Consider the following 24,077-nt stretch of genomic DNA (forward strand, 5'->3'; position numbering starts at 1 on the left):
ATTGATAAAAAATAGAGATTCTGAGACAGCTAAAGTTCTTAAATCAATTCCCAGTTGGATTCTACGTTGGGGAATTTTAATTATGGCTATAATTGTATCTGTAGTTATTATTTCAAGCATTGAATTAGTTCACTTTCAATATAAATTTAGTACCAATGCTCATATTGAATCTGAGTATTTGACCTTCAGTAAAAATAACGAAATTGATATTGAGGAAATTGAATATATACTTATAGGAGGTTCAAAACCAATTAAAATAAATAACCTAAATATTATCACAAACAAAAAAAATATAATTATCAAAATCTCACCTGATTATTTAGATATGTTAGAAAACAAAAGTATTGTTAAAGTTGATATATACCAAAAAAAGAGCTTATTAGAAATAATTATAGGTAATATAAATTAATGTAAGCCTTCGGCAAACAGCATATTGTAAGGTTTTGAATTTGTTTATAGTTTTGTCTTTATGAGATGGAATCAAAAATACGAGAGGTCAACGATAACAAAAAAATATTTTATGGTACTAAAAAAGTTTGAGTTTTCTAAAATAAACTTCAGAAAACTCAAGCCTAACAATACACTTTATTTTTATTGATTAATCTATAAGCGTTCCTTTTTTCTTCTTTTTATTAAAAATTAGATAGCTAAGACCAATAATAAGTCCCGAAAATAAAAGGATTACAATTGTATTTATAGTTGCTGATGCACTTTTTGGTGGCTTATAATTAAACTTCGGCAAATCTTTATAAGTACTACTTTTAAAGTTTTTATTGTTATACACCAAAGGAATAAAAAAGTCTTTCCAAGTGTTAGAAAACTCAATTACTTGTGTTCTATAATTTTGGTAATGAGCTGTTGAAGTGCCTGCAAAATTATTAAAACTTTGTTGCATTATAATCGTTGGAGACACATATTGCCAGTTTCCAATCCATTTTTGTTGTTCTTGTAATTGGTTGTTGTACGATTCCAAAAGCGGACTCAATTCCTCATCAACTAATTTTTTAGATGCAATGTATTTATGCCAAAAAGTGTAATTTGTTTGTCCGTCTTTAGAAGCATATTCAGGATGGTCTCTTAAGAAATTATCTAAAATCTTATCTTGTTTTTTTTCAGCTTCATCTTTAATCTTTCTGGCTTCAGTTAACAATTTTGCTCTAGAAGGAATCGGATAAAATACATTACTCAATTGGCTAATTGTTGCAGGAAGTAGTAAGATAATAAACACCCAAATACCCAATAAACTTACTGCATTTTTTGCAGAATTACCAATATAAATATTCACTAATAAGGCAATTACAAACCAAAATAAAATGTAAGAAGTTACAAGTAATAATAAGGATAAAAAACCACTTAAATTAGTACTAAAATCGAAACCATTTACAATAAAAGTAATGCTTAAAACAAAGAGTGTAATTAAGGTAAGCCAGAAAAATCGAAAACCTACTTTTTGTAGAAGCCAATTAAAAATAGAAATGGGTTGCGATGCCAATAGTTTTAGGGAACCGTATTCTTTTTCTTCAGAAAGAATATGGTAGCTAAAAGCAATAATTAATAACGGTAAAATATAAATTATTACAAATGCAAGATCGAAACTACCAAACAATAACTGAACAGGACTTGACAATTCTGAATAGTTTTGGGCAAAATTATCTCCAAATATTTTTGGTTGTACAAAATGAGCAAATAAATCACTTTGTCCTACAGAAATAAACGTGAATGAATTAGGATACAGAGCTGCAACCCGAGAATTTTCCATCGCAAAATTCATAGGATTGTTGGGCAGATCCCAACTATCTGTAGTTACTGTAAAACCTCTTTCGATAGAATCTAAGATTTGTAAAGTGTGTTGATCTTCTAAATTTGTTTTAGCAGTAATTTTTTGAATATCCACCAAACGTTTGTCTACTCTCTCTTGTCCGTTATTGCCTGCAAAAAGCACTATAATTAATAGAATTATAGCTAAAATAACCAACCATTTACTTCTTAGTAAAGAGGTTAGTTCGTATTTAAAATTATATGTAAACATTTTAATATTTTTTATTGATTAAAAATAAAGCACCACCTGTAACAGAAAACCATAAAAAAAGAATTAAGAAATTAAAGATATTTCCTTTCAGTTTTTGGGTTACTGTTTTTGGGGTATAGCTAAACTTTGGAAGCTCTTTCCAAGTATCTGCAGAAGCAATATAACGTTCGCCAATTTTAGAATTGTTTTGCGTTTTCCCATTTAAGAATTTTTGTGTTTTAATTCTGTAATCTTCGGCTGCATCAGTAAAATTCCAATGTGTTTGATAGTCTGTATTTGCGATAGACATCGACAAAAAACGCGCAGATAAAAAAGGTGAGATTATAGAAATGGTTTTGTAAACATTTTCTTGTTTATAAAACTGTTCTTTTAATTTCTGATAATGTTTTGCATATATTTTGGCTTGATATTCTTCACTTTTTTGCATTCGATAAGCGTAAAAGTTAAAAGGTAAATCTTTAATATCGGCTACATTATATTCTTTAAGAACATCTTCTTCTAACTTTTTAGATTCTTTATTCCAAGGATTATGCCCATCTAAACCTTGTTTTTTTTCTGCGGAAATTTTATCAGAAAATTCTTGATTTGTTGGATATGGGTATTTAGAATCTGCCAAATTACTAGCGATTTTCGGAGCTATAAAACATGCCAAAACCCAAAAAGTTAAACTGCTTACTAAAGCAATTCCCGATTTTTTTGAAATGGATGAAATAAGTACAATCACATTTGTAAAAATGAAATAATAAAGCAAATACACTACATATAAAATGGCTAAAGAAGCCCAGCTAAAACTTCCATAGTTAGAAAGGTTAGATAGTATAATTCCAGCAATAAGAAATAGAAATGTAGTAATTACTAAAGTAGGTATTAAAGAAGCAATCCATTTTCCGAGCACTAATTTCCAGCCATCTATTCCTTGGCTTTTTAAAAGATATTGGGTTTTTCCCTCAACTTCTTTTGTAAATGTATTGTAACTCACCAAAATAATTATTAGAGGTATAATAAAGAATAAAATAAAATTGGGAGTAAGTTCTCCAAAACGAGACAAAGCAGTTTGGTCTGTAGCTTCGCTATATTGCGCTTCATTTCTGTTATGTGCTTCTAAGAATATAGAAATTCCAGTATATTTATCTACACCTTGGTCTATAAGCGATAATGGAAATTTTGGTTTGAAGACATAATTACCATAATGTGCAGCAGAATGTGGGTTTTTTTCTCCTTGTGATTCCCAAGCATTTCGCTCGTTTTTTTGCGCATTTGTATATTGTTCCGAAATACTTTTGTATTGTTTAGACGTTACAAAAAGCGAAACAGCTAGCAATAAAAGTACAATAATTATAGAAATTTTAAAACGCCCATCACGTAAAATTTCTTTAATTTCTTTGGTTATTATTTTAGAAATCATTTGCTTACTTCGTTTAAATTCATAGTTTCTAAATATAGTTTTTCTAAATCTTGAAGCGAGATTTCGTCACTAGAAAAAGAATGTATTAACACACCTTGTCTCATAATTCCAATATGTGTTCCAATTTCTTTTGCTCTAAAAATATCGTGTGTTGCCATTAGAATAGCTACTTTGTTTAAACTCATTTTTTTAATGAGCGCACCAAATTCGTTGCTAGATTTTGGGTCTAAACCAGAAGTAGGTTCATCTAATAAAAGTACTTTAGAGTTTTTTGCGATTGCCAAAGCAATACCTACTTTTTGACGCATTCCTTTCGAAAAATACTGAATGCGTTTGTAAAATGCTTCTTGCTGTAAACCTGCCTCTGTTAAGAAATGTTCTAACTCTACTTTAGAAAATGTTTTACCTCCAATTCCTAAGAAATAATCTAAGTTTTCGACAGCGGTTAATGTTGGGTAAAGTGTTAAATTTTCTGGAATATAGGTTAAAAAAGATTTGGTTTTTTTAGAATGTTTTGCAACATCAACATTATTAATAAAGGCATTTCCAGAACTTGGCGCAATAAAATTTAATAAAAGGTTAATTGTGGTAGATTTTCCTGCGCCATTAGCACCTAAAAGACAAAAAATTTCGCCCTCTTTTATATGTAGGTTTAAGTTGTTTAAGGCAGTAAAATCGCCATAATTTTTGGTTAAATTAGTTGTTTTAATCATTTTATTTTGAATTTGTAATATATAAGGATGCATCTAAATATTTTAAATAGAAGTAATTACACTGTCTTTTTAAATATTTAGATTAATATGTTAGTTGAAAAACTATTTTTTTAAGAAAGAAAAAATGGAGGTGCTCTTAGTTGAGTGTTCGAGAAAGCAAGTGCTGTATATTTTGCAGTATACTTTTCTGCAACTATCTTATGAGGCAAAAAAGAAGGAATAAAATAAGCATTTTTAAATGCAGAGAAACTAAAATTAGATACTGAAAAAAAACAGATGTCACAGAAATCTGTAAAACCTTCATGCAGGTGAGTTTCTTCTAAAGAACAAGTTATATGAGAAAGTTCTGTTTTATGATGATGAAAAAATTTAAAAACTGATGGAAACAGTATCGTAAATGCTAAAAGCATTACTATAAATGTTTTTTTAACAGTTGTGTATTTAATCACTTTATAAACAATTAATTAGTTGGAGTATAAGTGACGAAAATAAAATTTAAAAAACTTTTCTATTGTTTTTTTTTGTTAATATTTATCTAAAATATTTTTTTAGATAAAATAGAAGTAATGTTGCTAAAAGTAGAATGTTGTTTAATAAGAATTTAAACTAGATACTTTTCTGAAAACAATATTTCCTGTCCCCATTACTTCTATCTTTTCCTCAGAAGCAACATTTCCATTTTTTAATAATTCTAAGGTAAAAGTGTTTTTTCCTTTTTTTAGAGGAATTCTAGTGTAATAAATTTTTTGAGGTAAACTTTGCCAGTTTCTTGTGTCTGCCCCTTCTGTAATAGAATTAAAAATACCCAAAAGTGCACCTAAATCTTCATTTTTATCTCTTACTAAGTGTTCAGAAGTTTTCTTAACAGCCAATCGTAAAGCTACTTTGCCTATTTCTCTAAGTGTTCTATCTTTTAACGTTTTAAAAGCGATTTCTTCGTAGTTTTCTGCTAATTGAAAATTGTAGGTTTCTGTGGAGTCTTTCTTAATTAAAGCACCTGTGTAATAAGGTTTTCTTGCTATATATTTAGGAAATGCTACGTTAAAAATACTAATATCAGAAAATTTACTTTCTTTATTTTTTTTGTTGCTAATGGGTATTGGTAAAGTTAAGTTTAATTCTTTATTATAAATAGTAGCTACACCTGTTTCTTTTCCTGGCAAAATGGTGAAAGCAAAATTATTTTCATCTTTAAAAGGTACCAAACCATTTTCCCAAAAAATAATTACTTCACCATTTGTAGTATTTTTCTCTTTATAATTAAAGTTTAAAAGTTTTTTATAACGTAAAAATTCATTTGTAAAGCCTAAGTGTTTTGCGGTTCTTAATAGATCTTCTTTTAATTGATTTGGAATATCGACCCCAAAAAAATGACCTTTATTTTTTAAATATAAATCAACAGCATTTCTATAAGATATAAATGCATCGTTTATATTTTTGGAAGATTCGTAAAGCATACCTTGTAAACTTAAAGCAAATGCATCTGTAGAATATCTGTTTTTTTTATCATCTGGATAGTTTTCATTTATACTTTGAAGCTGTAAATTTATTTTCCTAGCTTCAACAAGTGCCTCATCATATTTACGTAAAAAAGTATAATTTAATGCTTTGTAATAATGGATGGCTACTTTTTCGAAATCTTCACCCAAATAAGTTTCTTGTTCAGGATTTAAAAGAGTTCCTAAGATTTTACCACCAACATCTCTTTTATTTTCTAAGATAAAGTTATCTGCTTTATTTAAAAAAGTATTACTTAATTCGTAATCATTATCTAAATAAGCAACTTTTCCTTTTTCGAAATAATATAATAATAAGTTTTTTTTCTTTTTTAAGAATTTATTTTCATTAATTTTTAAAAGGGCTTCTTTAGTGTTTCCATTTTGTAATTCTTGCTGAAATTCTTTACTTTTAACATTATAAGTAGTACCACAACTATAGGTAAGAAGTAGCAAAAATAGAAAATAGGTTATTTTAAATAAATTTAAATTTTTAAACATAGATTTAGCATTAATGCCTAATTAGTATAATAATGTTGCATGTAACTTTAATTATTTTATTGATACAACATTTTTAAACTAATTAGCTGTAAAAAGCTTTCCTGGTTAGAGGAAAGCTTTTATTATAACTCGGGTAAAAAAAAATTAATTCTTTACGAATTTTTTTATTTTTTTATCACCAATCCATACTTTTTCGTTGGTTTGAATATTTGTAAGTTCTAAATCTATTTGATAATAAACTACTTTTTGTCTTCCATGTGCATCGACGATAGAGTTTATGTTTCCTTGCAACATGAAGTCTGCGCCAGATTCTAAGCCGAATTTTTTAACAGTAGATAAAGATGCATTGTCTTGTTGGTCTGCACGTTCTGCTCTTAATTCTTCTCTCATTTTTCCTCCAGAAACAATACGTGCTTTTTGTCTTTTTATAAATGCTTTTTCTATGTCTTTTGTAAAAGTTTCTGCTTCTATATGTTCGTGAGATTTGTTACGTACCAATCCTACAATTATTACTGGTTTTTTTCCATTTTGTTGAACAAAATCTGTCAACCAATTTCCTGTTAGAATTTCTTGCGTTAGTTCTTCAGAGGCAAGTCTTGAGTCTGTGTCGTTCCATCTTCCACTAATATCTACTTGTTCATTTGTGTTAATACGTGTAACTTTTTTGGCACAAGAATTTAAAGTTAAAACTCCTACAGTAAGTATAAGTGCGATTGTATTTAATTTTTTCATTATTTGTTGTTGTTTCTATTTGTTAATTAAAAAAAGTGATTGTAAAATAAACCTAAGCTTAGCAAAGAGCCAAAATTGTTCCAATTATTATTGTAGTATCCGTTATAATAATTCGGATAATCATATTCAATAAACTGAGTGTTTTTAGCACGTTCTAATCTTTCTTGATGTCTCCATAATAACCTATTTGCGCGGTGTTTTCTTCTTAAACTTCTTAAATCTCTTCTTTCTTGCAAAGGGTCTATCGCCTTATAAGTTTCTTGACTTGTGGTGCCTTGTGTTAAAATAATTTCTTTATTTGTTTCTAAATAAGAATTCATACTTTTTGCAAAATTCGGATTTTGATTTAAATCAGAAGTTTTTTGTTGAGAAAAGCTAGAGAAAGTTATAAAAATAGTGGATACAAATAATATTAAAATTTTCGTTTTCATAATTGGTGTATTTTTTAAGAGTTACAAAATTAAATATAAAGAATTAAAGGTATGTGTTATTACTATTAATTTAACTTTTATTTAGTAATGTAAAAATAGACCGATTATGAACTAATTTAAAATAGGAACGTAATCTATTGGCAAAGAGTTTGCAAGTTTTTCGTAAGACCAATAGCCCTCGTAATAAACGTCTAATGGATTTGCCATAAGTCCGTTTTTGTCTATTTCAATTGGTCTTTTCAATGGAATTACAGCAGAGGTTTGTGGCAATGCTTTTCTAAATTTGCTAAAAGCTTTTCTTAAAATATAGGCTTTTTCTTCTAATTCTTTTGTGTAAACAACACTAATATTATTTTCGAAACTTAAATAATAAGTGCCATTTTCTTTGGTGATTATTTCGTTTACAGGAACTTTAGATTTGTATAAATAATCTTTAAATTTTGGTAATTTAGTTTTTCTTAAAATCACTAGAGCTGAATCTAAATTGGTTTTAGGTTCTTTAATTTCCTTTGAAAAATTGATTCGAGAACGATTTAATTTCACCAATTCTCTGGCTCTTTTAATTTGTTTTTCAGTGGGCATTTCTGGGTTTGCAACTCTTTTAAATTGGTGCACAATAAAACCATCTTCGTACGTCGTATTTTTAATTAAAGATTGATAAAAATGTGTAAAAGAACCATTGTAAGCTTTCAATCTGTTTTCTTTCCATTTGCGTTGTTTTCTTTTACCACCTTTTAAATTTTCGTATCGAGAATAGCCTAAATAGGTTACGTAATTTTTGTTAATGATAAAACTCTCCAAATCGAACGTAATTTTATAGCCTAATTCCGTGTGTTTAATTTCTAAAGGTTCTCTTGCAATAGCAGTAAGAACATTGTTTTTTGCATCAAACTCGAAATGCAACACTTTAGGGTTTAAAATTTTACAATCTTTAGCCAATTCTGTGCGTCCAATAAATTCTTGTTTAAAACGAATAAGATTGTATTTCCATTCATTATCGTAAACCGTTTTACGAATTACAATTTCATTCAGCATATTTTCATCTTCCAACAAAGCAAACTTTAAAGGGGCTGTATAGTTGGAAGTATTTAAAGGATAATTTATGGTTTTATAACCCAAATAAGAAACAATCAATTCATATTTGCCTTCTTTTGCTTTTATAGAAAACTCGCCATTCGCATTCGTAGTTGTGCCAACCATTGTATTGTTAAAATACACAGCAGTTCCTTCTAATGGTCCATTTTTATCATACACAGTTCCTGTAATTGTAATTTGTGCGATGATACAATTGGTTATGAATACGAATAAAAGTGAGAGGTTTTGTTTCATGATTTTAAAAAAAAGTTTTCAATTTTCAGTTGGCAGTTTTCAGTCAGGTTTTAACTGCCTACTGAAGACTGTTTTACTGCAAACTGAAAAACTGCTATAATAAACCCGCTCTTCTTAAAAGTGCATCTGGCTTGGGTTCTTTTCCTCGAAAGCGTTTGTATAAAATCATTGGTTTTTCTGTACCACCTTTAGACAGTATGTTTTCTTTAAATTTTGTAGCTACTTCTTTATTAAAAATTCCCTTTTCTAAAAAATATTCAAAAGCATCTGCATCTAAAACTTCTGCCCATTTGTAAGAATAATATCCAGCAGCATAGCCTCCTTGAAAAATATGAGAAAAAGCAGTACTCATGGCGTTTTCTGCAACATCAGGATATAACTTGGTATTCGCAAAAGCTTCGTTTTCAAACTCTTTTACAGTTTTTATTTTTGATGGATTTTGAGAATGCCAACCCATATCTAACAAACCAAAACTCAATTGTCTTAACGTTTGCATTCCTTCATGAAAACTTGCAGATTCTTTTATTTTTTCCACATATTTCATTGGAATAATTTCTCCAGTTTCATAATGCTTGGCAAACAATTCTAAGGCTTCTTTTTCGTAACACCAATTTTCCAAAACCTGACTTGGTAATTCTACAAAATCCCAAGAAACGGAAGTTCCAGACAAACTATTATAGGTTGTATTTGCTAACATTCCATGTAAAGCGTGCCCAAATTCATGAAACAAGGTAGTAACTTCATTAAAAGTTAATAATGATGGTTTTGTTGGGGTTGGTTTCGTAAAATTACAAACGATAGAAACGTGAGGTCTTTCGTTAACTCCGTCTTTAATTTGTTGCGGTTTATAAGAAGTCATCCAAGCACCATTTCGTTTGCCTTTTCTAGGATGAAAATCGGCATAAAAAACAGCGACAAAACTTCCTTTAGAATCAGTTACGTTGTAGGTTTTTACATCTTTGTGATATGTGTCGATTGTAGTGACTTCTTCGAATTGTAAATCATATAAACGATTTGCAATTTCAAAAACGCCATCAATTACATTTTCTAATTTAAAATAGGGTTTTAAAAGTTCTTGATCTAAATCAAAAATTTCTTTCTTTAGTTTTTCTGAATAATAAGCGCCATCCCATTTTTGAAGTTGATTGATTCCGTCTAATTTTTTAGCGTATTTTTCTAAGTTTTCAAATTCTTTTGTAGCAGCAGGTTTTGCTTTTTCTAACAATTCGTTCGAAAAATCGATTACTTTTTTAGGAGTTTCAGCCATTCTTTCTTCCAAAACAAAATGTGCATGTGTTTTATAACCCAATAAATTGGCTCTTTTATGGCGGAGGTTCACAATGTCTAAAACAATTTGTTCGTTATTATTTTTATTATCCTGAAACCCTTTTTTCCCAGCTGCAATTGCCAGTTTTTTCCTTAATTCTCTATTATCTGCATACGTCATAAAAGGAATGTAGCTTGGGTAATCTAACGTAAAAATCCAACCTTCTTTACCTTTTTCATTTGCCAATTGTTTTGCAGCTTCTTTTGCAGAGTTTGGCAAACCATCAAGTTCTTTTTCATCTGTTAAGTGCATTTCAAATGCATTGGTTTCTGCCAACACATTTTCACCAAATTGTAATGATAGTTTAGATAGTTGCGTATCTATTTTTCGAAGTTCAGTTTTATCGCTTTCGTTTAAATTCGCACCATTTCTAGCAAAACTTTTGTACTGTTTGTCTAGCAACATTTCTTGTTCTGGTGTTAATTCTAAACTTTCTTTAACCTCAAAAACATTTTTTACTCGTTTAAAAAGTGCTTCATTTAAAGTAATATCGTTTCTAAATTCACTTAACCAAGGAGAAACTTCTTGTGCTATTTTTTGAATTTCGTCATTGGTTTCCGCAGAATTCAAGTTAAAGAAAATACTGGTAATTCTGTTTAGTTTTTCGCCAGTAAAATCTAAAGCAACAGTGGTGTTTTCGAAAGTTGGTTTTTCTAAATTTTCAACAATCGTATGTATTTCTTTTTTTGCAATTTCTATGGCTTTTTTTATAGCAGGTTTGTAGTGTTCGTTTGTAATTTTAGAAAAAGGAGCAGTATTAAAATCTTGTAAAAGTGGATTCATTCTATTGTTTAATCGTGTATTTATTTGTTTAATTGTGTTGATTTACTAAATATATTTATTTTCTAACTCTTTCAGAAGCTTGTTCAACTTTTAGTTTTAAACCTTCTTTGTAAGTAATAATTTTATCTAAAACACAGTTGTCTGCAGCTCCAATAATTTGTGTTGCTAAAATACCTGCATTTTTTGCGCCATTTAAGGCTACAGTTGCTACAGGAACGCCTCCAGGCATTTGTAAAATAGATAAAACAGAATCCCAACCATCTATAGAATTTCTACTTTTTATTGGAACACCAATAACTGGCAGAGGGCTCATAGAAGCGACCATTCCTGGCAAATGTGCTGCGCCTCCAGCACCAGCTATTATTACTTTTATGCCTCGTAAATGTGCATTTTTAGCATATTTTACTAATTTATCTGGAGTTCTGTGAGCAGATACAATATCTACTTCAATTTGAATATCCATGCTCTCTAAAATATCGATTGCTTCTTCCATTATTGGAAGATCTGAATCGCTTCCCATTATTATTCCTACCATAATTAATTTTAATTTATTAAGTTGATAATTACATTAATCATCATTTCTTTTTCATTTGGATTGCTTTCTGCCATCATTAAGGTTAAAGCCACTAAAGTATTATTTTCAATTCTTTTAGAACCATCATTTTTATATAAAAAATTATTTTTATCTAAGTACCAAACAAATAACCAAGCTGCAATTCGTTTGTTTCCATCAGTAAAAGAATGGTTTTTCACAACAAAATATAAAAGATGTGCCGCTTTTTCTTCAATACTTGTATATAGCTCTTTACCGTCAAAAGTTTGGTCTATTATAGCAATTGAACTCTTAAAAGATTGGTCTTTTTCATTTCCAAATAAATTAGAGCCTCCAAATTTTAGTTTTAATTTATCAATTGCATATTTTGCTTCATCATATTCAATTTGATAAGAAACAGAATTATTAACCTTATTTTTTGTTAATGATTGATGATCGAACTTATCTAAAATATCTAAAGCAGAAGAATAATCGGATAAAATATCTAATAAATCTTTAGTTTCAGAAGTTAATTTAGAGGTTCTATGAATCAGCTGTATTGTCTTCTGAAGTTGCTCTAAACGTTTTTCGTTTATAGAATATCCTTTGGTAAGATGTTCTTTTAGTATATTTGTTGCCCAGATTCTAAATTGTGTTCCTTTTTTAGAGTTTACACGATATCCAACACTAATTATTGCGTCAAGATTGTAAAAAGTGACTGTTCTGTTTACTTTTCTGTTACCTTCTTTTTGAACTACCGAGGATTTCTCGGTAGTTGCTATTTTGTCTAATTCTTTAGAGGAGTATATATTTTTTAGGTGAAGTCCTATTGTATCCGAATTTTTGTCAAATAATTCAGACATCTGCTTTTGAGAAAGCCATAAAGTATTTTTTACTAAATTTATTTCCACAGAAGGTTTTCCGTTTTCATTTTTGTATAAAAAAACTTCTCCTGAATTCATTATTAATTTTTAACTCTTAAATTTTAATTGATACTCGTATTTAAGATCTGTTTTTTACTATATTTAAATACATGAAAAAGATGTTTTAATTTTAATGAGGGATTTCCGAACAAACAAATTTTCTCTAATTTTCTACTAAAAAAAATTACTTCGAAATCACGCGAATCGTTTCCTTTACTTTCTGTGCAATCTCTCTCGCTTTTTCAATATTCTTATTAACGATAGTTACATGACCCATTTTACGAAACGGACGTGTTTCCTTTTTTCCGTAAATGTGAGGCGTTACTCCATCAATTTTTAAAATATTTTCTATGTTTTCGTAAACGACATCTCCAGAAAATCCTTCTTCGCCCACTAAATTCACCATAATTCCGGCAACTTTACTTGCTGTATTGCCTAAAGGAAGGTTTAAAATACTTCGTAAATGTTGCTCAAATTGATTGGTATAACTCGCTTCAATAGAATAATGGCCAGAATTGTGTGGTCTTGGCGCAACTTCGTTTACTAAAATTTCATCGTTTTTGGTTTGAAACAATTCAACAGCTAATAAACCAACAAAATCTAATTTATTGACCACTTTTAAAGCAGTTTCTCTTGCTTTTTCAGCAACATTTGCATCAATCCTTGCAGGGCAAATTACATATTCAACCTGGTTTGCTTCAGGGTGAAATTCCATTTCCACCACAGGATATGTTGTAGTTTCCCCACTTGCATTTCTTGCAACAATTACTGCCAATTCGTTTTTAAACGGAATTAGTTTTTCTGTAATACATTCTACATTTGGCAAACTTTTTAAATCTTCGAAGTTTCTTACGATTTTAACACCATTTCCATCATAACCAAAACGTGCAGCTTTCCATACAAAAGGAAAATTAATAATATTGTTTTCTATAGAATGTTTTAATTCTTCTAAATAGGCATAATGCAAAAATTCTGCAGTTGGTATTTCATGGTCTACATAAAAATTTTTCTGTCTTGCCTTACTTTGTATGATTCGTAAATCTTTTGGTTTTGGGTAAATTGTTAATCCTTCTGCTTCTAGCTTGTCTAAAGCATCTAAATTTACATTTTCTATTTCTATGGTTAATACATCTACTGTTTTTCCGAAGTTGTAAACAGCATCGAAATCTAATAAATCTCCAAGAACAAATCTGTTGCAAATTACTGCACAAGGTGCATTTTTATTACTCTCTAAAATGGAAGTATGGATGTCGAATTTTTGTGTTTCTGCGAGTAGCATTCTCCCTAGTTGGCCACCACCAAGAACGCCTAATTTAAAGTTTGAAGAAAAATAGTTTTTCACGATAAAAATTGTTGTATTTCAGCAAAAATACACAACTCAAATCATTTTTACTAAAAATTAGTGATTCTAATTACGCTTCCAATTTTTGTAACTTTATATTCTATTGCAGCACAATTAAAACCTTCTGTTTGTGGAGTGCCTCCAATTGCTTTTCCAACACCATATTCGCTACCATCACATTTGCATTTTAAAACAATTCCTCTCTCGTAAGTCATTGCAGATTTACAATCATTTGCAGGGCAAATTCTGTCATAAGCAACAAAATCTTTACCATTTACATTTAATAAGAGAATTCCTTTATAACCACCATTAAGTTCTGCAAAACCTCCAGGAACTAAAGCATTTATTAATTGTGGGTTGTTTAAATCGGAGCTTATGCTTAAAGGGGCAGGTCTAATACATCCTTGTAAAATATCATTATTTTCGCAGTTAAATAAAGCGAGTAAAATTGAGAAAAAGAATATTTTTTTGAGCATAAAAAGTTTTCATTATTTATAATAACGTTCGCAAGTTACAAATATTTTGTACATTTGTAATTGAATCTCATTCCTGTGAAGGTAATGGGATTTTTAAATTTAACCCCCAAAAAGGTACTATTAAATGAATTTTTTTTGATAAATTTAGTTTACCAGAAGAATAATAGAACATAAATAAATTATTATGAGCGAAATATCTTATTACTCAGCAGAAGGATTAAAGAAGTTGAAAGACGAATTGGTTCAATTAGAACAAGTAGAAAGACCAAGAGTAACACAAGAAATTGCAGATGCAAGAGATAAAGGAGATTTAAGTGAAAATGCGGAATACCATGCAGCAAAAGAAGAACAATCTCACTTAGAATTTAAGATTGCGAAGTTAAAAAATGTAATTTCTAAGGCACGTATTTTAGATGAATCTCAATTAGATACCTCAAAAATATTAATTCATTCGAACGTAGTTATAAAAAATACGACTAACGGAATGGAAATGAAATATAGACTAGTTGCAGATTCTGAAACCGATGTTAGAAATGGAAAATTATCTGTTAATTCTCCTATTGGAAAAGGATTGTTAGGTAAAAAAGTTGGAGAAATTGCGGAAATTCAGGTTCCAAATGGAATTATGAAATTCGAAATTGTTGAGATTTCTAGATAAACATTTTTAAAACTGACTGAAGACTGAGAACTGATTATTGAAGACTGAAAAACCATGAGCATATTTACAAAAATAATTGCAGGAGAAATTCCAAGTTATAAAGTTGCAGAAAACGACGATTTTTTTGCTTTTTTAGATATCAACCCGAATGCAAAAGGGCATACTTTGGTTGTTCCAAAAAAGGAAGAAAATAAAATTTTCGATTTGTCTAAAGACGAATATAAAAACTTAATGGATTTCTCTTACGATGTTGCAAAAGCGATTGAAAAAGCGATTCCTTGTAAAAGAGTTGGAATGAGTGTTATTGGTTTAGAAGTACCACATGTACATGTGCATTTAATTCCTTTAAATGAAATGGCAGACATTCAGTTCGATAAAAAAGTAAAGTTAACAAAGGACGAGTTTGTTGTTTTGGCTGAAAAAATTGCTTCTAAATTTTAGTAGTAATTGTCATTCCTGTCTTTCGTCTTCGCTCAAGATAAACTCTGGCAGGAATCCAAACTAAGTTTTTTTATTTCCTAAAAGTAAAAGAATTTATAGAATATAATTAGTTTAGATTTTCGCAAAGATTAGCTATGTTTTCTATGATTCTATGTGGTTAATTTTTAAGATACGTTGTTTTTTTATTTAATATTGATGGTTTATTTTAATTATAATTATGGATTCCTGCTTTCGCAGGAATGACAAATGAGACTAACTTTAATAATTAATGAAATTAATAATTTATATAGCTTTAAGTTTATTAGCTTCTTATTTTTTTATAAAAACTGCTTTTATTTTAAATAAAGATAAGGATTTAATAGAGAGTTATTTACAAAAAGAAAATCCATTTTTATCAGATGCTAACAAGTTGATACGAGAATTTAAGAACAATTTAATGTGGTTCTTTTTTACAATATTTGTTATTTCTTTAGCTTCAATATTCTTAAACTAAACCTTATCCAACAAAATCTGAAACGTAGTCCCTTTTCCAATTTCTGATTTCTTTACGAAAATTTTTCCTTTGTGATAATCTTCTACAATACGTTTGGAAAGTGATAAACCCAAGCCCCAACCACGCTTTTTTGTGGTAAAACCAGGTTTAAAGATTTGTTTAAATAATTTTTTAGACATTCCTTTTCCAGTATCTGTAATTGTAATTTTTATTTTCTGTTGCTTGGTTTCTATGGCTAATTTTAGTTCGCCTTTCCCTAACATTGCATCAATCGCATTTTTAATTAAGTTTTCGATTACCCAACCAAATAATTCGGTATTTATGTTTGCGAATAATTCTTTTTCTGAAGATGAAAAAGAAAACGTTATTTGTTTAGAACTTCGAGATTCCAAATAATCATACGCAGTTTTAGTAATTTCTACAATATTCTGTTTTTTTAATTCTGGTACAGAACCAATTTTAGAAAAACGATTGGCAATGGTATTTAATCGATGGACATCTTTTTCTATTTCTTCCACATATTTATCCTCTACTTTTTCCATTTTTAAAATGGCAATCCAACCTAATAAAGAAGATAAAGGTGTGCCAATTTGATGCGCAGTTTCCTTTGCCATTCCTGTCCATAATTTGTTAGTTTCAGCAATTTTATTGGTATTGTAGAACAAGTAAATAACACTTAAAAAAAGAAATAAAATTAAAATAAGTGCAAGAGGATAATATGTTAATCTATTTAATAAATCGGAATTTCTGTAATAAACTTTGTTTGTTTTATCGTCTGAAAGGTTAATAACAATTGGATTGTTTTCACGCATCATTTTCTTTAACTGTGCTTGTAAATAGGCAGGTTTTTTGGCTTTTACAGAATCTAAATTTTGCCAAGAGGAAATTTTTCCATTTTCGTCGACCAAAATAGAAGGAATATTTGTGTTGTTTTCGATAATCATCCCTTCAATATAAAAACTATCGTCTAAATTTGGGTTTGTAGCAAACTCCTTTATTGCAGCACCAAAAATTTCCATTTTAGAACGTTCTTCGTGTTTAAAATTCTGAAAAAACATATATGTATTCCAAAGAATTAAAGAAACAATCGCAAGAGAAATAATAATTGCGGTTCTTTTAAAGAAAAGTGTGTTGGTTGTAAATTTCATTAAAACAAATATAATGGTTTCCATTATATAACTCATTTGAGATTTTGATAGTATCTTTACAAAACAATTTTTATAAACTAAATGTCTCTTTGAGCATTATTAAAAATTAAAAAGTATTTTAATTTGAAGATAAAACGCAGTTTACGAAAGGTTTTAGTTTTCGACTGCGCTCGAACAGACACTCTAAAGTTTTAATATAATATGTTAAGTATAGATCCAAATAAAATTTCTACAAGCAAATTACATGGTTATTTATTAGGTGCAGTTGCTCCTAGACCTATTGCTTTTGCGAGTACAATAGATGAAGATGGAAATGCAAATTTATCGCCTTTTAGTTTTTTTAATGTGTTTGGCTCAAATCCGCCAATTATGATTTTTTCTCCAGCCAGAAGAGTTCGAGATAATACCATAAAACACACGTTAGAAAATGCCTTGGCAACCAAAGAAGTGGTTATAAATATGGTAAATTATAGTATTGTACAACAAATGTCTTTGAGCTCTACAGAATATCCAAAAGGCGTAAATGAGTTCGAAAAAGCAGGTTTTACCATGCTAAAATCCGACCAAATAAAACCTTTTAGAGTTGCAGAATCTCCTGTACAATTCGAATGCAAGGTAAATGATGTTATTTTTACTGGAGATAAAGGTGGATCAGGAAATTTAATCGTTTGCGAGGTTGTAAAAATTCATATTTCTGAGGATGTTTTGGACGAAAATGGTGCCATCGATCAATATAAAATAGATTTAGTAGCGAGAGCAGGAGGAAGTTATTATTCGAGAGCCAGAGATGGTTTTTTCGAAATTCCAAAACCGATATCTACTTTAGGAATTGGAGTAGACGCAATTCCATTAGAAATTAGAAACAGTACTGTTTTAACAGGAAATAATTTAGGAATGTTAGGCAATGTAGAAGAACTGCCAAATAAAAAAAATGTTGATAACTTTGCAAAAGAACATCCGCATTTTATGGGGTTAGAAACCACAAAAAAACATACATTTGCGCAAGAGTTTTTAGAAAAAAATGATGTAGAAAGTGCTTGGAAAGTGCTTTTAATTAAATAGTTAAGGTTTATATTATGGAAGTTATAGGTAAAATAAAATTAATTGGAGAGGTTCAAACATTTGGTTCTAATGGTTTTAGAAAAAGAGAGCTGGTAGTTACTACAGACGAGCAATATCCACAGATGATTATGATTGAATTCATACAAGATAAGTGCGATTTATTAAACAATTATGCTGTTGGGCAAGATGTAAAAGTTTCTATCAATTTAAGAGGTAGAGAGTGGATAAATCCACAAGGAGAAGCGAAGTATTTTAACTCTATACAAGGTTGGAGAATCGAGAACTTATCTCAATCTGCTCCAAACCAAGGAAATTTACCTCCAGTAGATCAATTTCAACAAGCATCTAATGTTTCTGATGCAGAGCCAGACGATTTACCGTTTTAAAAAAAGAATTAAGATTTTTAGAATCAAGAATTAAGAATAAAAAAGAGTGTAAATTTAATCTACACTCTTTTTTTTATGCAATTATATTTTGAAAATTTATTATCCAACTTCCAACTTCCAACTTCCAACTTCCAACTTCCAACTTCCAACTTCCAACTTCCAACTTCCAACTTCCAACTTCCAACTACTTCTTTTCTATCTTTTTCTTAGGCATTGGTCCACGCAAGTGAATAATTAAACCATTTAAGAAGTTTCGTAAAATTTGGTCGCCACATTCTACATATTTATCGTGTTCTTCACTTCTAAAAAGAGCACCTAACTCTGCCTTAGAAACTTTAAAATCTACCAAAGCGCAAATTTCTACAATATCTGTATCACGCAATTTATGTGCGACACGTAATTTTTTTAAAATATCATTATTTGTTAATCCCATACTGCAAATATACTTTATTATGTAACTACTTTAAAAATTGCCCAACCATAAATTGCGAATCGTAACAAACGAAACAATCCAAAAATTACTACATTTTTAAACGGATATTTAATCATACCTGCAGCCAAACAAGCAATCGAAAAAGGCAGAGGTAACAATGCACCTACTAAAATTAAAAAACCGCCCCATTTACGAGTGTTTTTTAAATTGGCAGCCATTTTAACTTCTAAATACATTTTTACGGAATGTATTTTTAGTGTCATTCTTCCTAAAAAATAGGAAATTAATCCTCCAGAATAAGAAAGTAAGGCTAAAAGAGATAGGTTTAAAATAGGCTCATCTGTTTTTTTTGTCCAAGCAATAAATATTTCTGGTGGAATTAATCCTAAAAGGGTTTCAGAAATAAAGAAGGTTATTAAAATACCCAATCTAGAAAAGGTTTCAGTAATGTTTTCTAAACCCTCATTAATGTCATATACATATCTATTGAATAGGAACAAACCTAAAACCACCAAAACAATTGGGATAAATGCCTTTTTTACACTTTCCCAAACAAACACATAAAAGCCAGTTCTTCCATAATAATTATGGAGTCTTTTGCCTATAAATGCCGTGTTTTTCTTTCTCTTTTTTTGTTTTTTTTCCAAGAAACTTTTGTTTTTGTGAAGCTACAAAAATAGAAACAAATTCTAAATAAAAAGATAGTAGAATTTTAGATTAACTATTTTTTATGATTTCTTTAAATTTGCCTAATATTTAAAGGATTTTTATATTGATTTGGCTTACTAACGAAATAGTTTTTCCACCCTACGAACTTACTTCCAAAGAAGGTATTATTGCTTTGGGTGGAGATTTAAGTGCAGAAAGATTAATTTATGCCTACAAAAACGGGATTTTCCCTTGGTTTTCGGAAGACGATCCAATTGTTTGGTATTGTCCTTTTAAAAGAATGGTTTTGTTTCCTGAAGAAATAAAAATTTCTAAATCGATGCGAAAAATAATTAATAAATGTGCGTTTACAATTACAGAAAATACCGCTTTTGAAGAAGTGATTTACAATTGTAAAAACATCGAAAGAAAAGATGGTTTTGGTACTTGGATTACAGATGATATGGAGCAAGCTTACATCAATTTACATAAAAAAGGAGTTGCAAAATCTATTGAAGTTTGGCAAGATTTTGGCTGCACTCAATCTAACAGGAAGTTAGTTGGTGGTTTGTATGGTTTGGAAATTAATACTATTTTTTGTGGAGAAAGTATGTTTAGCCATGTTTCCAATGCTTCTAAATTGGCTTTTATACATTTAGCTAAAAATAAAAACTACAAATTAATAGATTGCCAAATTTATAACGAGCATTTGGCAAGTTTAGGAGCGAAAGAAATTGATAGAGAGTTGTTTTTGGAGATTTTGAAAGGGTAGTTTTGTTGTTGGATTTGTGTATGGTTTGTTAGATTTTTTAAGCATTAAAGTTAGTAACCAGCACAGATAAAAAGTCCTTGAGGCTTTCGTAAATTGGCTAAATCCTAGCAATTAATTATATAAATTTTGTTAGTAATATTATTTCCATTTTATTCTTAAATTATTAAATACAATATATAGATGATCATTTTTATAACCTATTGTTGAATAAAACTCAATGTTCACAGATTTTAACATTGGTGTTTTTGGAACTATTTCCTTAACTAGAAGTTTAAATTTTGTTGGTATATCTTTATGAAATTTTTCTATTCGTGTAACTTCTCCAAAAGACATTTTATAACCTCTTGTTGTATTTCCTTTTGGATCATAAATTATACTTGATTTTCCTTGAAGTGTTCTTAAAATGCCTTTATTTATTGCTATTCCTTCAATTACAATTTCCCCAGTATTTGTGTTTCCATTTACTGAAGTAATTTTAAAGTTAACATTTTTATCGGTTGCTTCAATTTTAGAGCTTAACAAACTTAGAGTTTCTTTATAATATTTGATTTTCTTTTTTAACTTGGAAATTTCATTTTCTTTAATATTAACTATTCTTTTATGTTTTTCATTTTCATTTTTTAAGTTTTCAATTTGAACATTCAGTTCAGTGTTTTGTTTTAATAATTCTGATTTAGTTTTTTCAGAAATTGATTGTTGTGCGAATGAGCTTAGTGATGAAAATACTAATGAAGCAAAAAGTAATTTTATAAGATTCATTTTATTTATTTGTTAATAATTTTTCTTTTCTAAAGTTATAACACAACAAGTTGCAATCTGTTATATTATTCGATAACGAAGTTAATGTTTTTTAGGTTTAGAAACAAACCAAACAAAAACAACCATTCTCAAATAAAAATGGTTGTTACTAATTAATTTAAAATAAAGATTTTAAATCTTTCGAAGAAAAATATCTCCACTAATGGTATTTAGTTTTAAAGAAGAAGTTCCTTTATTAATTGTGGCAACAATTTTAGAACCATAACCACTTTTTCTCTTCTTATCAAAATCGAGATCTAAATCGGAATATACAGCTCCAGTTAAGGTTTTTGCTTCGAATTTTGCATCAGAAACATAAATATCAATATCTCCACTTATTGTTTTTAGTTGCATATTTTTAGAGTGTTTTTTAATGGTGATGTTTCCACTAATTAAATCTAAATTTAATTCGCCAATATAGTTTTCTGCTTCTACACTTCCTGAAATGCTTTTTATTTTTAGTTCCATATTTTTTGGAACGTAAATCACATAATTTACAATGTTAGAATGTTGGTGTTTACAACAATCTTCATCATCTTTAATTTCTTCTCCTTGTTTGTGCGAATGAGAATAATAGCTTCTGTATTTCTTAAAATAATCGCCATAATCAGAACTTATTTTATAAGTTCCACCAATTTTATAGGTTTTAAAATTAAAATAATTGTTGTGTTTATTATCATCGATGTTTACTGTGGCTTCAACAGATATTTCGTTTTTATTCCAGTTTTTAATAATAATGTTGTTTGCAAACTTTAGGTTTGCGTAAACGTTTTCAATGTTTTTACTATTGATATTTTCTGTCACTTTTTTTTGTGCTGTTAGGTTGTTAAAAGTCAATAACAATCCTATGAATAAGAGTAAACTTTTCATTCTTAGTATTTTAAATTGAATAAATTATTGTTAAGCGGCTATCCTATGTTTGTTAATTATTAATATTTGTTTTAAAAAAAATTAATTTAGATTTATTAATTAACAAACATAGGATGACATGACTATTTTTTTCTCAGGTAGATATTCCCCATAGAAGATTTAATGTAAATTTTTACTCCACCATTATTCAGTTTACTGTTAATGCTTTTGTTACCACTAACATTTGGCAAACCTTTCTTTTTTGGAGTGTCGAAATCGAAATTTGTATACACAGTCCCTTGGGTTCTTAATTCTAAATCGGCTTTTGTATTTGCAGGAATTGCCACATCAATTTCCGAAACAGAAGAACTAATAGTTATCGGAGAAGTTTGGCTTACTTTATCGAAGTCAACATTAATTTCACCAACACTTGTATTTGCTGTAATTGGGCCGGTTACGTTTTTCATTTCTATCTTTCCAGTATTTGTAGCAACTTCTACTTCACCAGTAAAACCTTCTAAAGAAACAGAGCCTAAACTCCCAGCATTTACGGAAATATTTATCGATTTTGGTAGCGTTAAATTAATACCACTTCTTTGATACATCGATTTTAAATCGGTAACATATAAAATGGCATCTTCTTTTGTAATAGAGAAACCAAAACCATTTGAATTATCTCTTCCATTTGGATACACAGCTGTTAAGCCTTTTCTTTTATCTGCTTTTTCTTTTTGATGATTTTCGTGAGCAGAATGATTTTTTCGTACTTTTTTATTGTCTGTAAGTACTAATTCTGATGTGTTCCCAGCCGTTAAAACAATTTTTGTTCCACTTGCTAAAACTACTTTTTCAATGCCAGACAAGGAGTATTTAAATTCTTTTTTTTGTGCAGATAGAATACTTGTAATAAATAATAATAGGATTGATATTTTTTTCATGGTTTCTTATTTTTTATAATAAATTTGGTAAATTTAATTCGACTTGTTGTTTTACAAATTGAGGAGTTTCCTCGTTTTTTAACAACTTTTGCATAGATTCAATCGCTCTTTTTTCTTGAATTTTTGCTAAAATTCGAATCAACTCTATTTGTACAGTAGAGTTTTCATCGGTTTCCAAAGACTTAATTAAAGCATCTCTTACAATAATTTCTGAAGAAAATTTAGACAACGTTTCTGCTGCAGCTAAACGTACATTTGCATTTTTATCAAAAAACAATCTATTAATTAAAGCTTCAATAATTTTGGTGTCTTTTTTAGTAAATTCTTCTGCATCTGAGACTCCTAAAATTCTCTTGCTTGCAGAACTGTTTTCTAATAATGCCAAAACTTCTTCTTGGTTTTCGTTTTTTATACTTACTATTTGTGGGATGTTAGATTGATGTTTTCCAAAAAGAAATGCGCCAATTATAATAACAATACTTGCAGCAATTTTTAAATAAGATTTCCAATCTTGTTGCAGTTTTAATTGAATTACTTTTGGGGTTACAGTTTCTATTTCTTGGGCTAACATCTTATTAAAATTGCTACGCAAATTAGCAGAAGGAGTTTCCATTTCTTGGCTGTCTAGAACTGCTAAAAAAGATTTTAGTTCTTCTAATTCTTGGTTACAATTTGTACAAGATTTTAAATGCTTTTTTATTTCGGAATTTGCAACTTCCGTTAAAGATTTGTCTAAAAATCCTGTAAATTTATGTTGAATGTCGTTACATTTCATACTCTTATATTTGAAAATAGATTTCTTTTAATTTCTTAATGGCTCTGTGCGTTTTTACCTTTACTGCATTTTCGCTACTACCAATAATTTGTGCAATCTGGTCGTATTTTATTTCCTGAAAACGATGCATTACAATTAATTCTCTTTCGGAACTTTTAAGCTTTTGCAAAGCTTTTTGTAAATGGTCTAATTCATCTTCTCTGTTTTCGGAAACTGTTGTTTCGTCTGATTTTAATAGATCGTCGCCAATTTCATTCGCTCTTTGTTTTTTCGTTTTTTGATAATGGGTTGAAAAAATGTTTCTTGCAATTGTGTAAACCCAAGCTGCAAAATTTCCATTTTTATAAGATGCTTTGTATTTAATTATTTTTAAAAAAACATCTTGCGTTAAATCTTCACTCACCATTTTATTATGTGTCATTTTATTGAAAAAATTATAGATACGTACATGATATCTATTAAACAGAATGGTTAACAAATCTAGTTTACCATCTGCAATTTGTAACATTATTTCCTCGTCAGTTAAATGCTTCAAGGTGTTTGTTTTGGTTGGTTTCTATTATTAAAACCTTCAATTTACAAAAAGGTTACATTTTTAGTTAAAAAATATAAAAACAAAAAATCCTGAGCGTTAACTCAGGATTTTAGATGTATTTA

General features: G+C 29.1%; 28 protein-coding genes. 7 read left to right on the plus strand and 21 right to left on the minus strand.

Going from position 1 to position 24,077, the window contains the following annotated elements:
• The first annotated feature begins 1 nt into the window (after nucleotide 1).
• On the plus strand, nucleotides 2-409 hold the full coding sequence (locus J3359_RS14415; protein WP_208077611.1) for a hypothetical protein: 408 nt from the start codon (nucleotides 2-4) through the stop codon (nucleotides 407-409).
• 189 nt (nucleotides 410-598) lie between these two features.
• Here the strand turns inward: J3359_RS14415 and J3359_RS14420 are convergent, their stop codons facing one another.
• The 13 genes from J3359_RS14420 to J3359_RS14480 form a co-directional block, all read right to left on the minus strand.
• Nucleotides 599-2,029 carry a DUF3526 domain-containing protein gene (locus tag J3359_RS14420; protein WP_208077612.1) on the minus strand — a complete coding sequence of 477 codons (1,431 nt, stop codon included), beginning with the start codon at nucleotides 2,027-2,029 and terminating at the stop codon, nucleotides 599-601.
• A 1-nt stretch (nucleotide 2,030) separates the two neighbouring features.
• A complete protein-coding gene (locus J3359_RS14425; RefSeq protein ID WP_208077613.1) occupies nucleotides 2,031-3,434 on the minus strand; it encodes an ABC transporter permease in 1,404 nt (467 codons plus the stop codon).
• Entirely contained in the window at nucleotides 3,431-4,147 is a 717-nt protein-coding gene (locus tag J3359_RS14430) for an ABC transporter ATP-binding protein (RefSeq protein ID WP_208077614.1), read from the minus strand. Before J3359_RS14430 ends, J3359_RS14425 begins: the two co-directional genes overlap by 4 nt.
• A 110-nt stretch (nucleotides 4,148-4,257) precedes the next feature.
• A complete protein-coding gene (locus J3359_RS14435) occupies nucleotides 4,258-4,596 on the minus strand; it encodes a hypothetical protein (RefSeq protein WP_208077615.1) in 339 nt (112 codons plus the stop codon).
• 141 nt (nucleotides 4,597-4,737) lie between these two features.
• Nucleotides 4,738-6,144: a COG3014 family protein gene (locus J3359_RS14440; protein ID WP_208077616.1), complete on the minus strand. Its 1,407-nt coding sequence runs from the start codon at nucleotides 6,142-6,144 to the stop codon at nucleotides 4,738-4,740.
• Nucleotides 6,145-6,288: 144 nt separating this feature from the next.
• A complete protein-coding gene (locus J3359_RS14445; protein WP_208077617.1) occupies nucleotides 6,289-6,876 on the minus strand; it encodes a penicillin-binding protein activator LpoB in 588 nt (195 codons plus the stop codon).
• 26 nt (nucleotides 6,877-6,902) lie between these two features.
• On the minus strand, nucleotides 6,903-7,307 hold the full coding sequence (locus J3359_RS14450; protein WP_208077618.1) for a hypothetical protein: 405 nt from the start codon (nucleotides 7,305-7,307) through the stop codon (nucleotides 6,903-6,905).
• A gap of 111 nt (nucleotides 7,308-7,418) precedes the next feature.
• Nucleotides 7,419-8,636 (minus strand): carboxypeptidase-like regulatory domain-containing protein, encoded by a 1,218-nt coding sequence (locus J3359_RS14455; protein WP_208077619.1) that lies wholly within the window; start codon nucleotides 8,634-8,636, stop codon nucleotides 7,419-7,421.
• A gap of 94 nt (nucleotides 8,637-8,730) precedes the next feature.
• Nucleotides 8,731-10,746: a M3 family metallopeptidase gene (locus tag J3359_RS14460; protein ID WP_208077620.1), complete on the minus strand. Its 2,016-nt coding sequence runs from the start codon at nucleotides 10,744-10,746 to the stop codon at nucleotides 8,731-8,733.
• Nucleotides 10,747-10,801: 55 nt separating this feature from the next.
• On the minus strand, nucleotides 10,802-11,281 hold the full coding sequence (gene purE, locus J3359_RS14465) for a 5-(carboxyamino)imidazole ribonucleotide mutase (protein WP_208077621.1): 480 nt from the start codon (nucleotides 11,279-11,281) through the stop codon (nucleotides 10,802-10,804).
• An 8-nt stretch (nucleotides 11,282-11,289) separates the two neighbouring features.
• Complete coding sequence (locus J3359_RS14470; RefSeq protein ID WP_208077623.1) at nucleotides 11,290-12,240, minus strand: virulence RhuM family protein/type II toxin-antitoxin system death-on-curing family toxin; 951 nt, start codon at nucleotides 12,238-12,240, stop codon at nucleotides 11,290-11,292.
• Nucleotides 12,241-12,385: 145 nt separating this feature from the next.
• Nucleotides 12,386-13,543, minus strand: a complete 1,158-nt coding sequence (locus J3359_RS14475; RefSeq protein WP_208077625.1) for a 5-(carboxyamino)imidazole ribonucleotide synthase — start codon at nucleotides 13,541-13,543, stop codon at nucleotides 12,386-12,388.
• A gap of 50 nt (nucleotides 13,544-13,593) precedes the next feature.
• Nucleotides 13,594-14,019, minus strand: coding sequence for a Rieske (2Fe-2S) protein (locus J3359_RS14480; RefSeq protein ID WP_208077626.1), 426 nt, complete (start codon nucleotides 14,017-14,019; stop codon nucleotides 13,594-13,596).
• Nucleotides 14,020-14,203: 184 nt separating this feature from the next.
• Between J3359_RS14480 and greA the strand changes: the two genes are divergently transcribed.
• The 3 genes from greA (at nucleotide 14,204) to J3359_RS14495 (ending at nucleotide 15,611) form a co-directional block, all read left to right on the plus strand.
• A complete protein-coding gene (gene greA, locus J3359_RS14485) occupies nucleotides 14,204-14,677 on the plus strand; it encodes a transcription elongation factor GreA (RefSeq protein WP_208077628.1) in 474 nt (157 codons plus the stop codon).
• A gap of 54 nt (nucleotides 14,678-14,731) precedes the next feature.
• Entirely contained in the window at nucleotides 14,732-15,118 is a 387-nt protein-coding gene (locus J3359_RS14490; RefSeq protein WP_208077630.1) for an HIT family protein, read from the plus strand.
• 268 nt (nucleotides 15,119-15,386) lie between these two features.
• Entirely contained in the window at nucleotides 15,387-15,611 is a 225-nt protein-coding gene (locus J3359_RS14495) for a hypothetical protein (protein WP_208077632.1), read from the plus strand.
• Here the strand turns inward: J3359_RS14495 and J3359_RS14500 are convergent.
• Nucleotides 15,608-16,759, minus strand: coding sequence for a sensor histidine kinase (locus J3359_RS14500; RefSeq protein WP_208080494.1), 1,152 nt, complete (start codon nucleotides 16,757-16,759; stop codon nucleotides 15,608-15,610). The genes J3359_RS14495 and J3359_RS14500 overlap by 4 nt on opposite strands.
• 201 nt (nucleotides 16,760-16,960) lie before the next feature.
• On the opposite strand from J3359_RS14500, the gene J3359_RS14505 reads away from it, so the two are divergent.
• A complete protein-coding gene (locus J3359_RS14505) occupies nucleotides 16,961-17,821 on the plus strand; it encodes a flavin reductase family protein (protein ID WP_208077634.1) in 861 nt (286 codons plus the stop codon).
• Between the two features lie 14 nt (nucleotides 17,822-17,835).
• Complete coding sequence (locus J3359_RS14510; protein WP_208077636.1) at nucleotides 17,836-18,207, plus strand: DUF3127 domain-containing protein; 372 nt, start codon at nucleotides 17,836-17,838, stop codon at nucleotides 18,205-18,207.
• 184 nt (nucleotides 18,208-18,391) lie between these two features.
• On the opposite strand, the gene J3359_RS14515 is transcribed toward J3359_RS14510, so the two are convergent.
• Nucleotides 18,392-18,640 (minus strand): DUF1456 family protein, encoded by a 249-nt coding sequence (locus tag J3359_RS14515; protein ID WP_208077638.1) that lies wholly within the window; start codon nucleotides 18,638-18,640, stop codon nucleotides 18,392-18,394.
• 17 nt (nucleotides 18,641-18,657) lie between these two features.
• Complete coding sequence (locus tag J3359_RS14520) at nucleotides 18,658-19,287, minus strand: YqaA family protein (RefSeq protein WP_208077639.1); 630 nt, start codon at nucleotides 19,285-19,287, stop codon at nucleotides 18,658-18,660.
• Nucleotides 19,288-19,412: 125 nt separating this feature from the next.
• Here J3359_RS14520 and aat point away from each other — a divergent pair, with 125 nt between their 5' ends.
• Entirely contained in the window at nucleotides 19,413-20,060 is a 648-nt protein-coding gene (gene aat / locus J3359_RS14525; RefSeq protein WP_208077641.1) for a leucyl/phenylalanyl-tRNA--protein transferase, read from the plus strand.
• Between the two features lie 138 nt (nucleotides 20,061-20,198).
• On the opposite strand, the gene J3359_RS14530 is transcribed toward aat, so the two are convergent.
• The 5 genes from J3359_RS14530 to J3359_RS14550 form a co-directional block, all read right to left on the minus strand.
• Complete coding sequence (locus tag J3359_RS14530; RefSeq protein ID WP_208077643.1) at nucleotides 20,199-20,819, minus strand: hypothetical protein; 621 nt, start codon at nucleotides 20,817-20,819, stop codon at nucleotides 20,199-20,201.
• 171 nt (nucleotides 20,820-20,990) lie between these two features.
• The gene (locus J3359_RS14535) at nucleotides 20,991-21,728 is read right to left on the minus strand and encodes a DUF4097 family beta strand repeat-containing protein (RefSeq protein ID WP_208077644.1); all 738 of its coding nucleotides are present in this window, start codon (nucleotides 21,726-21,728) and stop codon (nucleotides 20,991-20,993) included.
• Between the two features lie 122 nt (nucleotides 21,729-21,850).
• Entirely contained in the window at nucleotides 21,851-22,645 is a 795-nt protein-coding gene (locus tag J3359_RS14540; protein WP_208077646.1) for a DUF4097 family beta strand repeat-containing protein, read from the minus strand.
• A 13-nt stretch (nucleotides 22,646-22,658) separates the two neighbouring features.
• Complete coding sequence (locus J3359_RS14545) at nucleotides 22,659-23,420, minus strand: HEAT repeat domain-containing protein (RefSeq protein WP_208077647.1); 762 nt, start codon at nucleotides 23,418-23,420, stop codon at nucleotides 22,659-22,661.
• A gap of 4 nt (nucleotides 23,421-23,424) precedes the next feature.
• Entirely contained in the window at nucleotides 23,425-23,955 is a 531-nt protein-coding gene (locus J3359_RS14550) for an RNA polymerase sigma factor (RefSeq protein WP_208077649.1), read from the minus strand.
• Nucleotides 23,956-24,077: the final 122 nt, after the last annotated feature.

The sequence above is a fragment of the Polaribacter cellanae genome, assembly GCF_017569185.1.
Lineage (GTDB): Bacteria > Bacteroidota > Bacteroidia > Flavobacteriales > Flavobacteriaceae > Polaribacter > Polaribacter cellanae.

What these genes read in the sequence shown, in the direction of transcription:
- J3359_RS14420 (WP_208077612.1), bottom strand. Translation starts at nt 2,029, where the DNA reads ATGTTTACATATAATTTTAAATACGAACTAACCTCTTTACTAAGAAGT.
- J3359_RS14490 (WP_208077630.1), top strand. Translation starts at nt 14,732, where the DNA reads ATGAGCATATTTACAAAAATAATTGCAGGAGAAATTCCAAGTTATAAA.
- J3359_RS14495 (WP_208077632.1), top strand. Translation starts at nt 15,387, where the DNA reads ATGAAATTAATAATTTATATAGCTTTAAGTTTATTAGCTTCTTATTTT.
- J3359_RS14510 (WP_208077636.1), top strand. Translation starts at nt 17,836, where the DNA reads ATGGAAGTTATAGGTAAAATAAAATTAATTGGAGAGGTTCAAACATTT.
- J3359_RS14430 (WP_208077614.1), bottom strand. Translation starts at nt 4,147, where the DNA reads ATGATTAAAACAACTAATTTAACCAAAAATTATGGCGATTTTACTGCC.
- J3359_RS14460 (WP_208077620.1), bottom strand. Translation starts at nt 10,746, where the DNA reads ATGAATCCACTTTTACAAGATTTTAATACTGCTCCTTTTTCTAAAATT.
- J3359_RS14545 (WP_208077647.1), bottom strand. Translation starts at nt 23,420, where the DNA reads ATGAAATGTAACGACATTCAACATAAATTTACAGGATTTTTAGACAAA.
- J3359_RS14455 (WP_208077619.1), bottom strand. Translation starts at nt 8,636, where the DNA reads ATGAAACAAAACCTCTCACTTTTATTCGTATTCATAACCAATTGTATC.
- J3359_RS14480 (WP_208077626.1), bottom strand. Translation starts at nt 14,019, where the DNA reads ATGCTCAAAAAAATATTCTTTTTCTCAATTTTACTCGCTTTATTTAAC.
- J3359_RS14505 (WP_208077634.1), top strand. Translation starts at nt 16,961, where the DNA reads ATGTTAAGTATAGATCCAAATAAAATTTCTACAAGCAAATTACATGGT.
- J3359_RS14470 (WP_208077623.1), bottom strand. Translation starts at nt 12,240, where the DNA reads ATGAATTCAGGAGAAGTTTTTTTATACAAAAATGAAAACGGAAAACCT.
- J3359_RS14515 (WP_208077638.1), bottom strand. Translation starts at nt 18,640, where the DNA reads ATGGGATTAACAAATAATGATATTTTAAAAAAATTACGTGTCGCACAT.
- J3359_RS14540 (WP_208077646.1), bottom strand. Translation starts at nt 22,645, where the DNA reads ATGAAAAAAATATCAATCCTATTATTATTTATTACAAGTATTCTATCT.
- J3359_RS14445 (WP_208077617.1), bottom strand. Translation starts at nt 6,876, where the DNA reads ATGAAAAAATTAAATACAATCGCACTTATACTTACTGTAGGAGTTTTA.
- J3359_RS14530 (WP_208077643.1), bottom strand. Translation starts at nt 20,819, where the DNA reads ATGAATCTTATAAAATTACTTTTTGCTTCATTAGTATTTTCATCACTA.
- J3359_RS14440 (WP_208077616.1), bottom strand. Translation starts at nt 6,144, where the DNA reads ATGTTTAAAAATTTAAATTTATTTAAAATAACCTATTTTCTATTTTTG.
- J3359_RS14500 (WP_208080494.1), bottom strand. Translation starts at nt 16,759, where the DNA reads ATGAAATTTACAACCAACACACTTTTCTTTAAAAGAACCGCAATTATT.
- J3359_RS14535 (WP_208077644.1), bottom strand. Translation starts at nt 21,728, where the DNA reads ATGAAAAGTTTACTCTTATTCATAGGATTGTTATTGACTTTTAACAAC.
- greA (WP_208077628.1), top strand. Translation starts at nt 14,204, where the DNA reads ATGAGCGAAATATCTTATTACTCAGCAGAAGGATTAAAGAAGTTGAAA.
- J3359_RS14425 (WP_208077613.1), bottom strand. Translation starts at nt 3,434, where the DNA reads ATGATTTCTAAAATAATAACCAAAGAAATTAAAGAAATTTTACGTGAT.
- purE (WP_208077621.1), bottom strand. Translation starts at nt 11,281, where the DNA reads ATGGTAGGAATAATAATGGGAAGCGATTCAGATCTTCCAATAATGGAA.
- J3359_RS14450 (WP_208077618.1), bottom strand. Translation starts at nt 7,307, where the DNA reads ATGAAAACGAAAATTTTAATATTATTTGTATCCACTATTTTTATAACT.